This window comes from Xanthobacter sp. NM-59 (assembly GCF_021401125.1).
Taxonomy (GTDB): Bacteria; Pseudomonadota; Alphaproteobacteria; order Rhizobiales; family Xanthobacteraceae; genus Xanthobacter.
Genome location: NZ_JACBFQ010000001.1, coordinates 120923 through 136323 on the forward strand (window position 1 = coordinate 120923; position 15401 = coordinate 136323).

A 15401-nucleotide genomic window follows, 5' to 3' on the forward strand; every position below is an offset into this window, starting at 1 on the left:
AGGCATGAACACGAAGCACGACTTCTGTCCCGGCTGCGGCGCCCAGGTTTATCCGGAAGAGGCTCAGTGCCCCTTTTGCGGCCGCTCGCTGCGCTCCAGTTTCCTGACGCCCGTGATCGTGGGGCTCGGTGGTACGGCCCTGGCGCTGATTTCCGGCGCGCTGGTGTGGTGGGTCCTGTCCTCGCCCGCGCCGCAGGGCGCCGACACGCGGCCCGCCGCGCCGCAGGCATCCGCTCCGGCTCCCGAAGCCGCGCCCGCGCCGGTCGCGAGCGCGCCGGCTGCGGCTGAGTCCGCCGCGCCGGCTTTGGTGCCGCCGCCCGCGCCCGTCGTCGCGCCAGCAGCGCCGGCCACTCCGCCGCGCATGGCCTTGCCGGAACCCGCGCCTTCGGCCACCACTCCGCCGCCTTCGGCTTTCGCGCCGCCGCCGTCCGGCTTTGACGCGACCTCGCGACCGAGCGTCGCCGTCACCCCGCTGTCGGCTTCCCCGGCACCGGAGGAAGGTCCGGTGGGCGATGCCGAATCCCGGCGCGCGTTCGCCAAGAGCAAGCAGGACAGCTTCGCTCAGAACGGACTCGACCTGCAGGTGAGTACCTCGGGGCCGGATGAAACGATCCTGACCATCAAGTTCAACTTCTCCGCCAAGACGGCGGCGGAGCTGATCGTTGCCGGCCCATTCCCTAAGCAATGCCAGCAGCGCGGCTTCACGGAGATCTTGTTCCAGGACCCCACAGGGGCCACATGGTCCTATGATATCGCAACCCAGAAGATGTCCGTGAAATGACGCTCGCCGAAGGCTCTTCGTCCCGCTCCGATGCGCCCGTGACGCTGGTGCTGTTCGATTGCGACGGCACCCTGGTGGACAGCCAGCACATGATCGTCGCGGCCATGCACGACGCCCACACGGCGCTCGGGCTTCCGGTGCCCGATCGCGAACGGGTGCTCTCGGTCGTCGGCCTGTCGCTGCCCGAGACCTTCACGGTGCTGGCCGCGGGCGACCGGACCTATCCGGTGATGGAGATGGCGGAGGCCTATCGCAGCGCCTTCATGCGGCTCCGGGAACTGCGCCCGCCGGAGCCCATGTTCCCCAGTGCCCGGGAGGTTCTGGCGGCGCTGCGGGCGCGCGACGACGTGGTGCTGGGCATGGTCACCGGAAAGGCGCGGCGCGGCGTGGCGCGCGTGCTGCAGGCCCACGACATGGAGGGGTGGTTCACGACCATCCAGACTGCCGACGACGCGCCCTCCAAGCCCCATCCCGCGATGGTGCAGCAGGCGATGATCGAGGCCGGAATCGGCCCCGCGCAGACCGTGGTGGTGGGCGACACCTCGTTCGACATGGCCATGGCGCGGGCCGCGGGGGCTTCGGCCCTGGGCGTGTCCTGGGGTTATCACAGCACCGATGAGCTGTGGCACGCCGGCGCCCAGAAGGTGGTCACCCATTTCGAGGCCGTGCCGCCGGCCATCGCCGATCTGCTGTCCGCGAGTGGCGGGGCAAAGGCGGGGAGGGACCAATGCGCGACCTGCTGACGGATCTCGACGGGACCAATACCGGCCCCGATGCCAATCCGATGGCGCGCGCCCAGGCGGCCCAGCGGCCGCAACTGCCCAAGCGCTTCTATAAGGACGTGAGCGTGGGGGAGGTCGAAGGCGGCTTCACCGTTCTGCTGGACGGGCGCCCGGTGCGTACCCCCGCTCGCGGCCTGCTGCTGGTGCCCACGCGCGCCCTCGCCGAGGCGCTGGCGCGGGAGTGGGAGGTCCAGGAGGGGGAGATCAATCCCTTCTCCATGCCCATGACGCGGCTGGTGAATGTGGCTCTGGACCGGGTCGCTGCCGAGCCGGCGGCGGTGCGGGACGAAGTGGTGCGCTATGCGGGCACCGACATGCTCTTTTATCGGGCGGATGGGCCAACCGCGCTCCTGGAGCGGCAGGCGCAGCACTGGGATCCGGTGCTGGCCTGGGCGCGGGAGGAAAGGGGGGCGCCCTTTTTCCTGGCCGAGGGCGTGCGCCACGTGGCCCAGCCGGAGGAATCCCTCGCCCGGATGAGTGAGCTGGTGCCGGGGGACGCGCTTCCCCTTGCGGCCGTTCATGTGATGACGACTCTGACGGGCTCGGCGCTGCTGGCGCTGGCCGTCGCCGAGGGCGTCCTGGACGCCGACGCGGCATGGCAGGCGGCTCATGTGGATGAGGACTGGAATCGCGAGCTATGGGGCGAAGACGAGCTCGCCACCGCGCGCCGCGACGCGCGGCGGGTGGACATGGACGCGGCGGTGGCCCTGCTGCGTCTCCATAGCGACCGGGGCTGAGCCGGGCGCTTGAGTCCGTTACTTGTCTTGCTGGGGAGGTCGGTGCAAGGGGGCTCCGGCTCGACGTCGCCGTTTCGCGAACCAGAGATGATCGGCGCGCGCAGGGACGACCGGCCCGGTGCCTCGGTTGGCGTGGGACCGACCCGGAGCGTTCTCGAGTGAAGTGGCCGTCGTCACGGGCTGGGAACAAACGCACAATCAAAGCATGACAGAGCTTCCGGGTTTCGAGAACCCGGGGGAGTACCTTGCGGCGCGTCCAGCGAAATGGGACCCAGTGTGCGGGATGAAATAGCGTCAAATCAATGATTTGGATGCTCTCCCCTCGGTTTCGTGAACAACCAGCATGCCGCTGGCGCGCCATCGCGTGCACCCTCGGATCTCTTGGCGGCCCGAAGTTGGCCGATCCGGGGCTGAGCGGGCAGGGCATGGCGCAGGACCCGAGTGTCCCACGCCGTCAATGGCCCCTCCACCCGTTCCGTGGCCGATGCGGGCGCCGCAAGACGGGCGCGCGGGTTGGTTCCTCTGACGCTTTCCATGCCAGGGTGGGAGCCCGCCATGCGCTACCTCCCCGCAACGCGGGCGCGTGGAGGCGATGAAAGTACTGCAATGGCTGGAGGACGCCCCTTCCGGGTTTCGCCCCTACAGGGGCCCTGCTGCGGTGCAGTGGTATGAGGAGCGCGCGCGGGGCCTTGAGCGCTTGCATGGTCGCGGCCACCCCTGGAGCGCCGGGGGGCATGTGCCACGACCTTCCGGATTCGGCCGCATCGGCGCCGCCCCGGCATTGCCCGCGGGCGCGGCTTGGCCAGGATCGCGGATGGTGCTGACGCCGGTCGTCGCAAGCCCAGGATGACGGTACACTGCGCGTCATGGAAATGGCCCACCCTGCGTCCGCCACGCAGGGGCCTCCCACGGGGGATAGAGCGCACCATGACCACCGAGACCCTGCCTCCCGCGCCGCCGCTGGACGTCTTTGGACCCTTTTCCCACTTCGCCGATCCGGTTCCGGAGCGCTCGGACCTGCGGCGCGTGATCACCGCGGCCACCCGCCGGCCGGAGGCGCAGTGCCTGGGGCCGCTGCTTCAGGCGGCGAGCTTGCCGGCCGGGATGCGCGCCGACATCGCGGGCACCGCCCACCGTCTGGTCGAGGCGCTGCGGGCCAAGGGCCGGGGCTCGGTGGTGGAGCAGCTGATGCAGGAGTTCGCCCTGTCGAGCGCGGAGGGTGTCGCTCTCATGTGCCTCGCCGAGGCGCTGCTGCGCATTCCCGACGCGGCGACCCGTGACGCGCTGATCCGGGACACGGTCGGCCGCGGGGACTGGCAGCCGCATCTTGAGGCGCGCGGCGGCCGTCCGCTCTTCGTCAATGCCGCGGCCTGGGGCCTCGCCGTCACCGGCCAGCTGGCGCGGGCGTGGAGCGAGCCCGGGCTGGCGGCCGCGCTCACCCGCCTTGTAAGCCGCTGCGGTGCGCCGGTGGTGCGCCGCGCGGTGGATGTGGCGGTGGGGCTGATGGGCGAGCAGTTCGTGATGGGCCAGACCATTGAGGCGGCTGTGGCCCGTGCCCGCGCGCTCGAGGCGCGCGGCTTCCTTCATTCCTACGACATGCTCGGGGAAGCGGCCGTGACGGCGGCCGATGCCGCGCGCTATCTGGCCGAGTATGAGGCGGCCATCCACGCCATCGGCAAGGAGGCGGCGGGGCGCGGGGTCTATGGCGGGCCCGGCATTTCCATCAAGCTCTCGGCGCTGCATCCGCGCTATAGCCGCGGCCAGGCGGGGCGGGTCAAGGCCGAGCTGCTGCCGCGCCTGACCGCGCTCGCGGCCTTGGCGAAGCGTCACGATATCGGCCTCAATATCGACGCCGAGGAGCAGGACCGGCTCGAATTGTCCCTGGACCTGCTGCAGGAGTTGAGCTTCGACCCCCAGCTGGCGGGCTGGGCGGGGCTCGGTTTCGTGGTTCAGGCCTATGGCCGGCGCTGTCCGTTCGTGCTCGACTGGCTCATCGATCTGGCGCGGCGTAGCCGCCGGCGGATCATGGTGCGGCTGGTGAAGGGCGCCTATTGGGACAGCGAGATCAAGCGCGCCCAGGTGGACGGGCTCGACGATTTCCCGGTCTTCACGCGCAAGGATTATACGGACGTTTCCTATATCGCCTGCGCCCGTAAGCTGCTGGCGGCGCGCGACGCGGTGTTTCCGCAATTCGCCACCCACAATGCGCAGACGCTGGCCACCATCTACCACCTGGCCGGCGAGCAATTCTCCCTTGGCTCCTATGAGTTCCAGTGCCTGCACGGCATGGGCGAGCCGCTTTACGATGAGGTGGTGGGGCCGGCTCATCTCGGGCGCCCGTGCCGCATCTACGCGCCGGTGGGCAGCCATCAGACGCTGCTGGCCTATCTGGTCCGCCGGCTGCTGGAGAACGGCGCGAATTCCTCCTTCGTCCACCGCATTGCCGATCCGGCTGTGCCGATTGATGAGCTGATCGCGGACCCCGTGGCGCGGGTCCAGGCGATGGCGGAACCCGGCACGCCCCATCCGCGCATCTTGGCGCCCGCCGCGCTGTTTCCCGGGCGGCGCAATTCGGCGGGGCTCGACCTTTCGAGCGAGGACGTGCTTGCGGTTTTGGCCGATGATCTCGCCGCCAGCGCGCAGCGCACCTGGAGCGCGGCGCCCCCCTCCGGCGAGGGGGCGGCGCGGGAGATCCGCAATCCGGGGGATCTGCGGGAGCTGGTGGGCAGCGTGCGGGATTGCGGCCCGCAGGACATCGCGGCCGCGGTGGTGGTGGCCGAATTGGCCGCGCCCGGCTGGGCGGCGCAGCCGGTGGCGCGGCGAGTGGCGCCCCTGCTGGCGGCGGCGGATGCCCTGCAGGCGCAGATGGGTGTGCTCATGGGGCTGGTGATGCGCGAGGCCGGCAAGTCCGCGGCCGATGCGGTGGCGGAGGTGCGGGAGGCCATCGATTTCCTGCGCTATTACGCCGGCGCCGCCCGGGCGCTGCGGGCGGACCAGCGGGCGCTTGGGCCGGTGGCCTGCATCAGCCCGTGGAATTTTCCGCTGGCCATCTTCACCGGCCAGGTGGCCGCCGCTCTGGCCGCCGGCAACACGGTGCTGGCCAAGCCGGCGGAAGAGACCCCGCTCATCGCCGCCGAGGCCGTGCGCCTGCTGCATGGGGCGGGCGTTCCCGAAGCGGTGCTTCAGATGCTGCCCGGAGACGGCCGCGTGGGGGCGGCTCTGGTGGCCTCTCCGGCGGTGGCGGGTGTGATGTTCACCGGCTCCACTGAAGTGGCGCGGCAGATTGCGCAGGTGCTTTCGGGGCGGCTAGCTCAGGGCCGGCCGCCGGTCCTCCTCGCCGAGACCGGTGGGCTCAATACGATGATCGTCGACAGCTCCGCCCTGGCCGAGCAGGCGGTTGCGGATGTGCTCGCCTCCGCCTTCGACAGCGCGGGCCAGCGCTGCTCGGCCCTGCGGGTGCTCTGCGTGCAGGAGGAGGTGGCGGACGGGCTGCTTGAGCTCATTCGCGGCGCCATGGCGGAACTGCGGGTGACGCCGACCTGCACGCTCTCGGCCGATGTGGGGCCGGTCATTTCCGATGCCGCGCGTGATGCCATCGAGGCCCATGTGGCGCGGATGGAGGCCGGCGGCCACGAGGTTTTTCGCCTGCCGCTGCCGCCGGAGGCGGCGCATGGAACCTTCGTGGCGCCGACCCTGATCCAGATCGGCGCGCTGTCCGAGGTGCAGAGGGAGGTGTTTGGGCCCGTGCTGCATGTGCTGCGGTATCGACGGCGGGACCTGCCTTTGCTCATGGACGCTATCAACGGCAGTGGCTACGGGCTGACCTTCGGCCTCCACTCACGGCTTGAGGCGGTTCGCGATGAAGCCACGGCGCGGGTGCGCGCGGGCAACATCTACGTCAATCGAAACATGATTGGCGCGGTCGTGGGGGCCCAGCCTTTTGGTGGGCGGGGGCTCTCCGGCACCGGGCCGAAGGCCGGCGGCCCGCTCTATCTCCAGCGCCTGGTGCGCGGCGCGCCGGATCTGCCCGTTGCCAATGCAGGGGAAAAGCCCGATGCGGCCGCTTTGGCTTTCGCCCAATGGCTCGACACCCAGGGGCTCGGCGCCCTGGCCCATCGGGCGCGCGCCTGGGCCGCGATGGCGCCCGTGGGCGGTGAAATGGAGCTGCCCGGCCCGGTGGGGGAGCGCAACCGCTATGGCCTCAGGCCGTGCGGCACGGTGCTCATTTCCGCGCAAAGCCGGTGGGGACTGCTGCTGCTGATCGCTGTGGCCCTCGCCACCGGCAACCGTGTGATGGTGGATGCTCCGACCCTCGACTTTTTCCCGGAAACCATGCCGGGCACGGTTGCGGCGCGGATCGCCCCGGCCGGTGCGTGGGCGGAGGGAAGTCACGGGGGGATGTTCGACGCGGCGATCGTGGAGGGGGATGAGGCGTGGATCGCGGCCTTTGCCCAGAGCCTTGCGCGCCTTGAGGGGCCGGTGGTGCCCCTCCATGTGCTGCCGCCTCAGGAGAGCGGCGGAAGCGCGGACGTTCCACTGGCGTGGCTGATGCGCGAGGTGGCCATTTCGGTGAATACGGCCGCAGCCGGAGGCAATGCCAGCCTCATGGCCGCTGTATGAGACGCCGCTGTATGAAACGGCCCACCGGAAACCCTTCGCGCGCTTTGAAACCCCTGCGCCGTTTCGAGCGAAAATGGGTGCGGGTTGGCGTGAGGAAAACGCGTCAACCCGATGCGCTGGAGCATTTCCTGTTTCCACCAAAAAGGGGAAATGCCCCGGTCGCGTTCCTCGCCGGGGCGCCCCGCTGGAGCTCCCTCACGGGGTGCCGCCTCCGGTCGGGCGAACCCACCGGAGGCTGGTGCGTGTCAGGCCGCGCGGGGCACGGAAGGGGCCTGCTCCTGCTGCGAAGCGGTCGGGGCGGCGGCGGCCAGCATCTTGCTCTGAACCAGCTCGGCCAGCTCCAGGAGCTCGGTGTTCCAGGCCAGGGCCGACTGCTGCAGGAAGGCGGCTTCACGCGTCACGGCATTGGCCGGGTTCGGATCCTTCGCCAGCTCCGCAAAGATCTGCATCTGATCCTGCGCCTGGCGCATCATGAAACGCTGAAGGTGAGAGGTGACGGCCACCGGGCATTCGAAGAAATAATTCTTCATGGCGGTCGCCGGCCATTCGGCAGGCGTGCCGATGTTCCATGCGCGGCTCAGGCCCTGAAAGATGGTCGAATCACTCATGGCGTCTCTCCTTAAGGTTGCTAACGTTCCCCCGCTCCCCTTACTTTTCTTCGTGTGGGGAAAACAATTATCGCGAAAGAACGAAACCGGCACATTGCGTTAGGTCAAGGCATGGTTGGAAGCAACCCCTGCCTGACCATCCATGATGGCACATCCACCGAGTTGTCCAACGTGTGGCGGCGTGCCTTTGTTCCTGGCGGACGACAATCAGTATCCCATTGCGTGCACCCTGTCGCGGGCGACGATGCGGCAGTGCACGCAAACTTCGCCTTCGGCGGGCCTCAGACTTGGCTTTTGGCGGGTCTCATGGGGGTGCGCTGCGGTGGGTTCGCCTGGGGGCCTGCAGGCGGGCTCGCGAATCGCGCGTGATCCTCTACAGTGAGCCCACGCCCTTGCGCAGCGGCTCCAGGCCCTTGAAAACGTTGCCAACTATTGGATATGGCAAAGGCGGTGCGCGCCGCGCGAAAACCGAGAGACGCCGGGAGAGAACAATGACGCAGCTTCCACACGGCCTGCACAAGATCCGCATGGAGCTTGCCCGGGAAAAGGCCTTCCCCGAGGGGGCCAGGAACTTCGGCTACACCTTCGTGGCCCCGCTGGCGGCGGATGGGAAGATCGATCCCGAGTTGTGGGCCAAGAACCGCGAGCACTGCCGCGTCGTGCGCTTCCGCCCCGATGAGAAGGACGAGGTCGGCCACCTGGTGCGCCGCCCCGGCGGAAGCTGGGCCTTCCGCTATGATCTCGCCGGCACCGACGATGATGAGGCGGGCTACCGCTTCGGTGACGAGCGGTTCGAGGTGGGTGAGTACATTTCCGTCCGCGAGGATGATGAGATGCACACCTTCCGCGTCGTCTCCGTCGAGGCGGCCTGAAGGCGCAGCTCCCGGCGCTCGCGCCTTGCGGCCCGGGAGCGATTCTCGCCCGCTGTCAGGCGGGGCGGGGAAGGGCGGCGGGTGGTGCGCCATCCACCAGCAGCAGGTCGCTCTCGTCCTTCAGCCCCACGCCGGTAAGGCCGAGCCGGAGGGCCTCCCGAATGTGCCAGACGAGCTTGAAGGCCGCGAGCGGGTGGCTCAGCCCTTCCGCACGCACGTTGGAGATGCAGTTGCGCTCCGCGTCGGTGCGGCCAACCCGGGGGGCGAGCGTGAGGTAGAGGCCGAGGCTGTCCGGGGAGGACAGGCCCGGCCGCTCACCCACCAGGACCACCAAGGCGCGGGGCTTCAAGAGCTCGCCCACCTCATCGCCCAGCGCAACGCGGGCCTGGGCGGCCAGTGCCACCGGCGCTACGCTCCAACCTTCCTTTTCGATCCAGGGCTTGAGGGCGGCCAGGAAGGGCGCGGTCTGGGCATGGATGGCGGCGGCGGAAAGCCCATCGGCCACCACGATGGCGAGATCCGCGGGCGGCGCGTCGAGCGCGGCGAGGCGGGCGCGGCTCTCATCACTTAGCCGGCGGCCGAGATCGGGGCGGCGCAAATAGACGTCGCGCGCGGGCGCCGCGCTCTCCACCCGCAGCGTGTCGAAGCCGAGGGCGCGAATCTCGCTTTCCACCCGCTCGGCATCAAACGGCATGTGCACCGCGTCGCGGGCCTGGGCATGGGCCAGGGAGAAGCGCAGCACTTCTTCCGTGGGCAGGCTGGCGCCGGTGCGGCCCAGGGCGATGCGCGCCGGGGTGTGGCGGGCGAAGGACTGCCAGGGATCACGCGCGATCATGCCGCCTGCTCCTGAACGAAGCCGAGAAGGGGGTGAGCGCCGCTGGCGGGCAAGAGCTTGCCGGTGGCATCGGTGATGCCCATGCGCTCCAGCCACGCCTCGAATTCCGGCGCCCGCTTCAGGCCCAGCACCTCGCGGACATAGAGGGCGTCGTGGAAGGAGGTGGACTGGTAGTTCAGCATCACGTCGTCGGCGCCGGGAATGCCCATCACATAGGTCACGCCCGCAGCGCCCAGCAGGGTCAGCAGGGTGTCCATGTCATCCTGGTCGGCCTCCGCATGGTTGGTGTAGCAGACGTCGACCCCCAGCGGCACGCCCAGGAGCTTGCCGCAGAAATGGTCTTCCAGCCCGGCGCGGATGATCTGCTTGCCGTCATAGAGATATTCGGGGCCGATGAAGCCCACCACCGTGTTCACCAGCAGCGGCTCGAATTTGCGCGCCACCGCATAGGCGCGGGCCTCCAGGGTCTGCTGGTCCACGCCATGGTGCGCGCCGGCGGACAGGGCCGAGCCCTGGCCGGTCTCGAAATACATGGCGTTCTGCCCCACCGTGCCGCGCTTGAGGGCGCGGGCGGCCTCATAGCCCTCCTGCAGCACCTTGAGGTCCACGCCGAAGGAGCGGTTCGCTCCCTCCGTGCCGGCGATGGACTGGAACACCAGATCCACCGGGGCGCCCCGGTTCATCAGCTCGATGGAGCTGGTGACGTGGGTGAGCACACAGCTTTGGGTGGGAATGTCGAAACGGCGGATCACCTCATCCATCAGCTTCAGCAGGCGATCGAGCACCGGCAGGCTGTCGGAGGCGGGATTGATGCCGATCACCGCATCGCCGCAGCCATAGAGCAGGCCGTCGAGGATGGTGGCGGAGACGCCGGCCGCGTCATCGGTGGGGTGGTTGGGCTGGAGCCGCACGGCCATGGTGCCGGGTAGGCCGATGGTGTTGCGGAAGCGCGTGACCACCCGGCATTTCTTCGCCACCAAAATGAGGTCCTGGTTCCGCATGAGCTTGGAGACGGCGGCCACCATTTCCGGCGTCAGTCCGCGCGCGAGGCCTGCGAGCACATCGGGCGTTGCCTGATCGGAGAGCAGGAAGTCGCGGAAATCGCCCACCGTCAGGGCAGAGACCGGGGAGAAGGCCACCGGGTCGTGCTCGTCCAGGATCAGGCGGGTGACCTCGTCGCTCTCATAGGGAATGAGCGCCTCGGTGAGGAAGGTCTTCAGCGGCACCTCGGCCAGGCACATCTTAGCGGCCACATTCTCCTCGGCGGAGGCCGCTGCGATGCCGGCGAGCATGTCGCCGGAGCGGGGAGGGGTCGCCTTGGCCATGAGATCCTTCAGGTCAGCGAAGGCATGGGTTCGGGCGCCGATGCGGTGGACGAAGGCCATCAGGCTGCTCCTTATTCGGATTCGTCCGCACTATAGACAATAATCGTGCCATTTTGTGGAGATGTGTGGCTTTGTGTGTCCATGCGCGGAGGCGCCTCTGCCGCAGGGGAGAGTCTTCGCCCCGTTTCGCAAGGCACAAGCCCGCGCAGCAGCCGGCCGGGGCGCGCCTGTCCGAACGCGGCGCGTGCGCCGCGCGCGAGAAACAGCCCGCCGGGCCGCAGAGGACGCCCCTTCCGGGGATCACCCCGTCGCTCAGGCCTGCGTCGTGGCGGCGGGCGGGGGCGCGTGGTGGGGGGTGGGCTCCGCCAGTCCCGGTGCCGCCGCGAGCGGCTCCTCGAGACCCAGAACACGCGCGGCGGCCGCCACCACCTCGGCGAGCCCGTCCGTACCGTGGAGCCGGGCGATCTCGGCGGGGCGGAACCAGCCGACCTCGGCCGCCTCTGTGCTCACCTGCGGTTCGCCCGCGCGCCAGTGGGCGGCGTGAGCCACCACCACGAAATGGGCCGTCAGGCGGCCGGTGTCGTCGCGGCGGATGATTTCCCGCGTGGCGGCGACGCCAGCCAGCTCCGCTTCCACCCCCACTTCCTCGCGCAGTTCCCGCCGGGCGGCGTCCGCCAGGGTCTCACCCGGCTCGACCCGGCCTCCGGGCAGGCTCCACAGGCCCGCCGCGGGCTCATGGCCACGGCGCGCCAGCAGCACCAGGGGGCCGCGAAACACCGCGGCGCTGGCGGCGAGCGTGGGACGGATCTCGTCACGCGGGGTGTCTGGCGATGCGGGCATGGTGTGAACTCCTGTGGCGGCGCGGCGCCGTCGCGAGCGAAGCGGAACCGCTCCGTGAAGAAAGCACGTCAACTCGATAGGCTTGGCATTTCGCGACGTCCGTGGAGCGGGGAAATGCCAGCGGGCGGCATATATCTGAAACGGTTGACCGGGTGACAACCCGCCCCGGCCGCAACCAATCTTCACCGGGGTGCGCTATGACCCCGCTGCGATAACGGAGCACTCGATTCGTGACCCCCCGATCCCCTTCGCCGCCGCCGGATTCTCCTTCCCCCGCCTCCGGGCGCGGGCCGCGAGGGAAGTCCGGTTCCCCGCCGCGGGCGTGGCAGCGGATGCTTTCCGGGCGCCGGCTCGATCTGCTCGACCCCTCGCCCCTTGATGTGGAGGTCGAGGATATCGCCCACGGCCTTGCGCGCGTCGCCCGCTGGAATGGGCAGACCCATGGCTCGCACATCTTCTCGGTGGCGCAGCACTCGCTCCTCACCGAGCGCCTGTCGCGCGTGAGCCATCCCGATCTCGACCCCCGCTGGGGCCTTTGCGTGCTGCTGCACGATGCGCCGGAATATGTGATCGGCGACATGATCTCCCCGTTCAAGGCGGTGCTGGGGGGCGACTACAAGGTGATTGAGGCACGCCTGCTGGCGGCCATTTCGCTGCGCTTTTCGCTGCCGATCGCCTGGCCACAGGCGCTGGTGAAGATCGTGAAGGCGGCTGATCGCGCCTCCGCTTATCTCGAAGCCACCCACCTTGCCGGCTTCTCCGACAAGGAGGCGCGGCATTTCTTCGGCCGCCCGGTGCGGCTCGACGACCTAGAGGAAAGTGACTATCTCACTCCTTGGGAGGCGGACACCGCCAAGCGGCGGTTCCTGCAACGATTCGAGGAGCTCGACACATGATTCATGTATGCTCCCTGTCCAAGCTGCATGAGACGGTGGCGGCCACTGGCGCGCGCCATGTGATCTCGCTGGTGAACGGGGGAACGGTGTTCACCTGCCCGAGCAATGTGGACCCAACCAACCACCTCTTCCTGGGCATCAACGACATCGTTGATGAAATGGAAGGCATGGTGGCGCCGGCCGAGCAGCACATGCGCGAGCTGTTTGATTTCGTGCATGCCTGGCCGCGCCAGACGCCCTTGGTGATCCACTGCTTCGCGGGGATTTCCCGTTCCACGGCGGCGGCCTACGCGTCCTTGTGCGCGCTGCTGCCGGACCAGGACGAGATGGAGCTGGCCCGCCGCCTGCGGCAGGCTTCGCCCACCGCCACCCCCAATGCTCGCATTGTCGCTTTGGCGGACGCCGCCCTCCAGCGCGAAGGGCGCATGGTGGCCGCCATCTCCTCCATCGGCCGTGGGCGCGAGGCGTTCGAGGGCGCGCCCTTCGTTCTTCCGGTGAACTGATGCAGACACGCCGGGCAAAAGGCCGGCTTCTCTCCAGGTGGTGAACGTACGCGCGTCCACCCCTCGATGCAGGGGAGCCGGGCCGTCCCCGCGTTCGCTGCGTGCCGCGAGCGCGGGGCGCTGGCGACGGCATATCGCGGTTCGAGCGCCTCCTGGCGCGACCGCCGCTTCACGGAGCGAATGCTCTATCCACGAAATCGGGGCTTCGCGCACGCCGCGCCGAGATGGGCGCAAGGCCCGTCAACGGGCGTTCCGAGAGCGGCGGTGGCCCCCTGCGCCCGAGCGCTTCCGAGCGAGGCGGCCACCGGTTCGCGTGAAAGGAAATGCGGAAAGACCAAAGGGCAGGCTGCTTCGCCTTTGCCCTGAAGAACGGAGCGGTCGGGGCAGGCTCAGTGGCGCAGTGATTGCGGCGACGCGTCAGCCGCGTTCCAGCACCGCCACGAGGCCGGGCACCGCCACGCCTTTTTCGTTGCGCGTGGAGGCATCCTCCAGCAGGCGCACGCGAAGGCCGGCCGCCGCTGCTGCCGCGCGCACCGTGGTCGCGGGGTGGGCATAGCGCAGGGTCTCGCGCAGCAGAACACCTTCTCCGCCATGGGTTTCCACTGTGAAGGTAAACAGCCCGCCCACCACCAGCGCCCGGGCTGCGGCAGTGAACAGCGGCGCCAGCTCGGCGAGGTAGCACAGGGCATCGGCCGCCACGATCAAGTCGAGGCTGGAGGCCGGCGCTGCGGCCACGGCCTCGCCCATGTCCGCGGCTTCGAGCGTGCGGTAAAGCCCCAGGGCCTGTGCGCGCGCGAGCATGGCGGGGGAAAGGTCCACCCCATCCAGCACCTCCACCAGCGGTGCGATCAGCGGGGCCGCGAGGCCGGTGCCGCAGCCCAGGTCCAGCCCATGGCGGAAGCGCCGCTGCTCGCCCGCCACCCGCAGCAGCGCCGCCAGCAGCAGCTCCGGCCCGCGATAGCCGAGCTTGTCGCGCAAGGCGGTGTCGAACCGGTCGGCGTACTGGTCGAAAAGGGTGCGCACATAGGCAGCGGACATCGCTTCCTGCGCCGGCAGCCGCCCCAGCCGGGCAAGGCGCAGGCCGGCGCCCAGCATGTCCTCCCCATCGCACGCGCGGGCTGCGGCGAACGCTTCGGCGGCGCCGGCTCCATCGCCCGCCGCCTCCCGCGCCTCACCCAGCAGAAACCACGCGGCGGCGAAGCGCGGCGCCGAGGCCACGGTATCGGCGAGCAGGTCGCATGCCGCGTTAAGATCGCCCTCGTCAAACAGGGCACGCGCCCAGTCCAGGCGCCGATCCAGGGCGGGATCGCCGGAGCTTGCGGAATGGTGAAGAGCGGCCACGGGACCTCGCAGGTTCAAGGGGCTCCCCATATATAGAGTCTGCCCGAGAGACCAGCCATGCGCCCGGAAGACCTGCTCCGCCCCTCCGCCCAGGGGCTTTACTGCCCCATCGGTGACTTTCACGTGGACCCGACGCGGGCGGTGCCGCGGGCCATCATTACCCATGCCCATTCCGACCATGCGCGCGCCGGCCACCACCACGTGCTGGCCACAGCCGAAACCCTGGACCTGATGGCGCTGCGCCTTGGGCCGAATTTCGCCGGCGCGCGCCAGCCGCTGCGCTACGGGGAGCGGCTGGAGGTCAATGGGGTATCCGTGAGCCTTCACCCGGCCGGGCACGTGCTGGGTTCAGCCCAGGTGCGACTGGAAAAGGACGGCCTCGTGGTGGTTGTCTCCGGCGACTATAAGGACGTCGCCGATCCCACATGTGCGCCGTTCGAGCCCCAGCGCTGCCACGTGTTCGTTTCCGAGGCGACCTTCGCGCTCCCCGTGTTCCGCCATTCCGATGCCGCCGGGGAGGTGGCTAAGCTGCTGTCTTCCGTGGCGCTTTTTCCCGAGCGCACCCATCTGGTGGGGGCCTATTCCCTCGGCAAGGCGCAGCGGCTGATGGCATTGCTTCGCGCGCAAGGCTATGGAGCACCCCTCCATCTGCATGCCGCGCTGCGGCCCACCACTGAGTATTACGCCAGCCATGGGGTGGACTTCGGCCCCCTGAATCCGGTCGAGAACGCGGCTGGAAAAGAGCTCGCCGGAGCGATCGTCATCGCGCCGCCCATGGCGATGACGGACATTTGGGCGCGGCGTTTTCCGAATCCCATGACCTGCTTCGCCTCCGGTTGGATGCGCGTGCGCGCCCGCGCCAGGCAGCGTGGGGTGGAGCTTCCCCTCGTGATTTCCGACCACGCGGATTGGGATGGCTTGTGCGCCAGCATCCTGGCGACGGGCTGCGAGCAGCTCTGGGTCACCCACGGCGCGGAAGACGCCTTGGTGCGCTGGGCCGCGCTGCGCCAGCTCGATGCGCTCCCTCTGCGGCTCGTCGGCTATGGCGACACAGCGCAAACGGCCGACATCTAGCCTGACGCGTCGCCCGGTTGCCGGAGTCGGCCGTTGCGGACGTGTTTTCCCTCAAAATCCCCCTCCTCAATGGGAATCAGAGGGCAATGCGGCACCCGATGGCAGCCCCAGCCGCTAGGTAAGGGCTGTGAAGTTCGCTCTGTTGCATAGCCGACGAACGACACTCAACAGCAGCTCTTCCCATCGC

General features: G+C 69.2%; 13 protein-coding genes. 8 read left to right on the forward strand and 5 right to left on the reverse strand.

Going from position 1 to position 15401, the window contains the following annotated elements; all coding sequences use genetic code 11:
- Window positions 1-4 precede the first annotated feature (4 nt).
- The 4 genes from L0966_RS00570 (at window position 5) to putA (ending at window position 6920) form a co-directional block, all read left to right on the forward strand.
- Complete coding sequence (locus L0966_RS00570; RefSeq protein WP_234049903.1) at window positions 5-781, forward strand: zinc ribbon domain-containing protein; 777 nt, start codon at window positions 5-7, stop codon at window positions 779-781.
- On the forward strand, window positions 778-1524 hold the full coding sequence (locus tag L0966_RS00575) for an HAD-IA family hydrolase (protein ID WP_234049904.1): 747 nt from the start codon (window positions 778-780) through the stop codon (window positions 1522-1524). Before L0966_RS00570 ends, L0966_RS00575 begins: the two co-directional genes overlap by 4 nt.
- On the forward strand, window positions 1509-2300 hold the full coding sequence (locus L0966_RS00580) for an ATP12 family chaperone protein (RefSeq protein WP_234049905.1): 792 nt from the start codon (window positions 1509-1511) through the stop codon (window positions 2298-2300). Before L0966_RS00575 ends, L0966_RS00580 begins: the two co-directional genes overlap by 16 nt.
- Before the next feature lie 927 nt (window positions 2301-3227).
- Window positions 3228-6920: a bifunctional proline dehydrogenase/L-glutamate gamma-semialdehyde dehydrogenase PutA gene (gene putA, locus L0966_RS00585; RefSeq protein ID WP_234049906.1), complete on the forward strand. Its 3693-nt coding sequence runs from the start codon at window positions 3228-3230 to the stop codon at window positions 6918-6920.
- Between the two features lie 245 nt (window positions 6921-7165).
- On the opposite strand, the gene L0966_RS00590 is transcribed toward putA, so the two are convergent.
- Window positions 7166-7528, reverse strand: a complete 363-nt coding sequence (locus L0966_RS00590; RefSeq protein ID WP_234049907.1) for a hypothetical protein — start codon at window positions 7526-7528, stop codon at window positions 7166-7168.
- Window positions 7529-8019: 491 nt separating this feature from the next.
- On the opposite strand from L0966_RS00590, the gene L0966_RS00595 reads away from it, so the two are divergent.
- A complete protein-coding gene (locus L0966_RS00595; protein WP_234049908.1) occupies window positions 8020-8400 on the forward strand; it encodes a hypothetical protein in 381 nt (126 codons plus the stop codon).
- A 55-nt stretch (window positions 8401-8455) separates the two neighbouring features.
- Here the strand turns inward: L0966_RS00595 and eutC are convergent, their stop codons facing one another.
- The 3 genes from eutC to L0966_RS00610 all read right to left on the reverse strand — a co-directional run bounded on the left by eutC (window position 8456) and on the right by L0966_RS00610 (window position 11400).
- Window positions 8456-9235 (reverse strand): ethanolamine ammonia-lyase subunit EutC, encoded by a 780-nt coding sequence (gene eutC / locus L0966_RS00600; protein WP_234049909.1) that lies wholly within the window; start codon window positions 9233-9235, stop codon window positions 8456-8458.
- Complete coding sequence (locus L0966_RS00605) at window positions 9232-10620, reverse strand: ethanolamine ammonia-lyase subunit EutB (protein ID WP_234049910.1); 1389 nt, start codon at window positions 10618-10620, stop codon at window positions 9232-9234. Before L0966_RS00605 ends, eutC begins: the two co-directional genes overlap by 4 nt.
- Window positions 10621-10872: 252 nt before the next feature.
- Window positions 10873-11400 (reverse strand): NUDIX hydrolase, encoded by a 528-nt coding sequence (locus L0966_RS00610; protein ID WP_234049911.1) that lies wholly within the window; start codon window positions 11398-11400, stop codon window positions 10873-10875.
- A gap of 332 nt (window positions 11401-11732) precedes the next feature.
- Between L0966_RS00610 and L0966_RS00615 the strand changes: the two genes are divergently transcribed.
- Both L0966_RS00615 and L0966_RS00620 read left to right on the forward strand, forming a co-directional pair.
- Window positions 11733-12296: an HD family hydrolase gene (locus tag L0966_RS00615; RefSeq protein WP_234049912.1), complete on the forward strand. Its 564-nt coding sequence runs from the start codon at window positions 11733-11735 to the stop codon at window positions 12294-12296.
- Complete coding sequence (locus L0966_RS00620) at window positions 12293-12799, forward strand: tyrosine phosphatase family protein (RefSeq protein ID WP_234049913.1); 507 nt, start codon at window positions 12293-12295, stop codon at window positions 12797-12799. Before L0966_RS00615 ends, L0966_RS00620 begins: the two co-directional genes overlap by 4 nt.
- Window positions 12800-13216: 417 nt before the next feature.
- Here L0966_RS00620 and L0966_RS00625 read toward each other — a convergent pair whose 3' ends face one another.
- Window positions 13217-14140, reverse strand: a complete 924-nt coding sequence (locus L0966_RS00625; protein ID WP_234049914.1) for a methyltransferase domain-containing protein — start codon at window positions 14138-14140, stop codon at window positions 13217-13219.
- A 57-nt stretch (window positions 14141-14197) separates the two neighbouring features.
- Between L0966_RS00625 and L0966_RS00630 the strand changes: the two genes are divergently transcribed.
- Window positions 14198-15214 carry a ligase-associated DNA damage response exonuclease gene (locus tag L0966_RS00630; RefSeq protein WP_234049915.1) on the forward strand — a complete coding sequence of 339 codons (1017 nt, stop codon included), beginning with the start codon at window positions 14198-14200 and terminating at the stop codon, window positions 15212-15214.
- Window positions 15215-15401: the final 187 nt, after the last annotated feature.

Bases quoted from the DNA above. Each gene is read 5' to 3' on its own strand.
- eutC (WP_234049909.1), bottom strand. From the start codon at position 9,235: ATGATCGCGCGTGATCCCTGGCAGTCCTTCGCCCGCCACACCCCGGCG.
- L0966_RS00570 (WP_234049903.1), top strand. From the start codon at position 5: ATGAACACGAAGCACGACTTCTGTCCCGGCTGCGGCGCCCAGGTTTAT.
- L0966_RS00620 (WP_234049913.1), top strand. From the start codon at position 12,293: ATGATTCATGTATGCTCCCTGTCCAAGCTGCATGAGACGGTGGCGGCC.
- L0966_RS00605 (WP_234049910.1), bottom strand. From the start codon at position 10,620: ATGGCCTTCGTCCACCGCATCGGCGCCCGAACCCATGCCTTCGCTGAC.
- putA (WP_234049906.1), top strand. From the start codon at position 3,228: ATGACCACCGAGACCCTGCCTCCCGCGCCGCCGCTGGACGTCTTTGGA.
- L0966_RS00630 (WP_234049915.1), top strand. From the start codon at position 14,198: ATGCGCCCGGAAGACCTGCTCCGCCCCTCCGCCCAGGGGCTTTACTGC.
- L0966_RS00610 (WP_234049911.1), bottom strand. From the start codon at position 11,400: ATGCCCGCATCGCCAGACACCCCGCGTGACGAGATCCGTCCCACGCTC.
- L0966_RS00595 (WP_234049908.1), top strand. From the start codon at position 8,020: ATGACGCAGCTTCCACACGGCCTGCACAAGATCCGCATGGAGCTTGCC.
- L0966_RS00580 (WP_234049905.1), top strand. From the start codon at position 1,509: ATGCGCGACCTGCTGACGGATCTCGACGGGACCAATACCGGCCCCGAT.
- L0966_RS00575 (WP_234049904.1), top strand. From the start codon at position 778: ATGACGCTCGCCGAAGGCTCTTCGTCCCGCTCCGATGCGCCCGTGACG.
- L0966_RS00590 (WP_234049907.1), bottom strand. From the start codon at position 7,528: ATGAGTGATTCGACCATCTTTCAGGGCCTGAGCCGCGCATGGAACATC.
- L0966_RS00615 (WP_234049912.1), top strand. From the start codon at position 11,733: ATGCTTTCCGGGCGCCGGCTCGATCTGCTCGACCCCTCGCCCCTTGAT.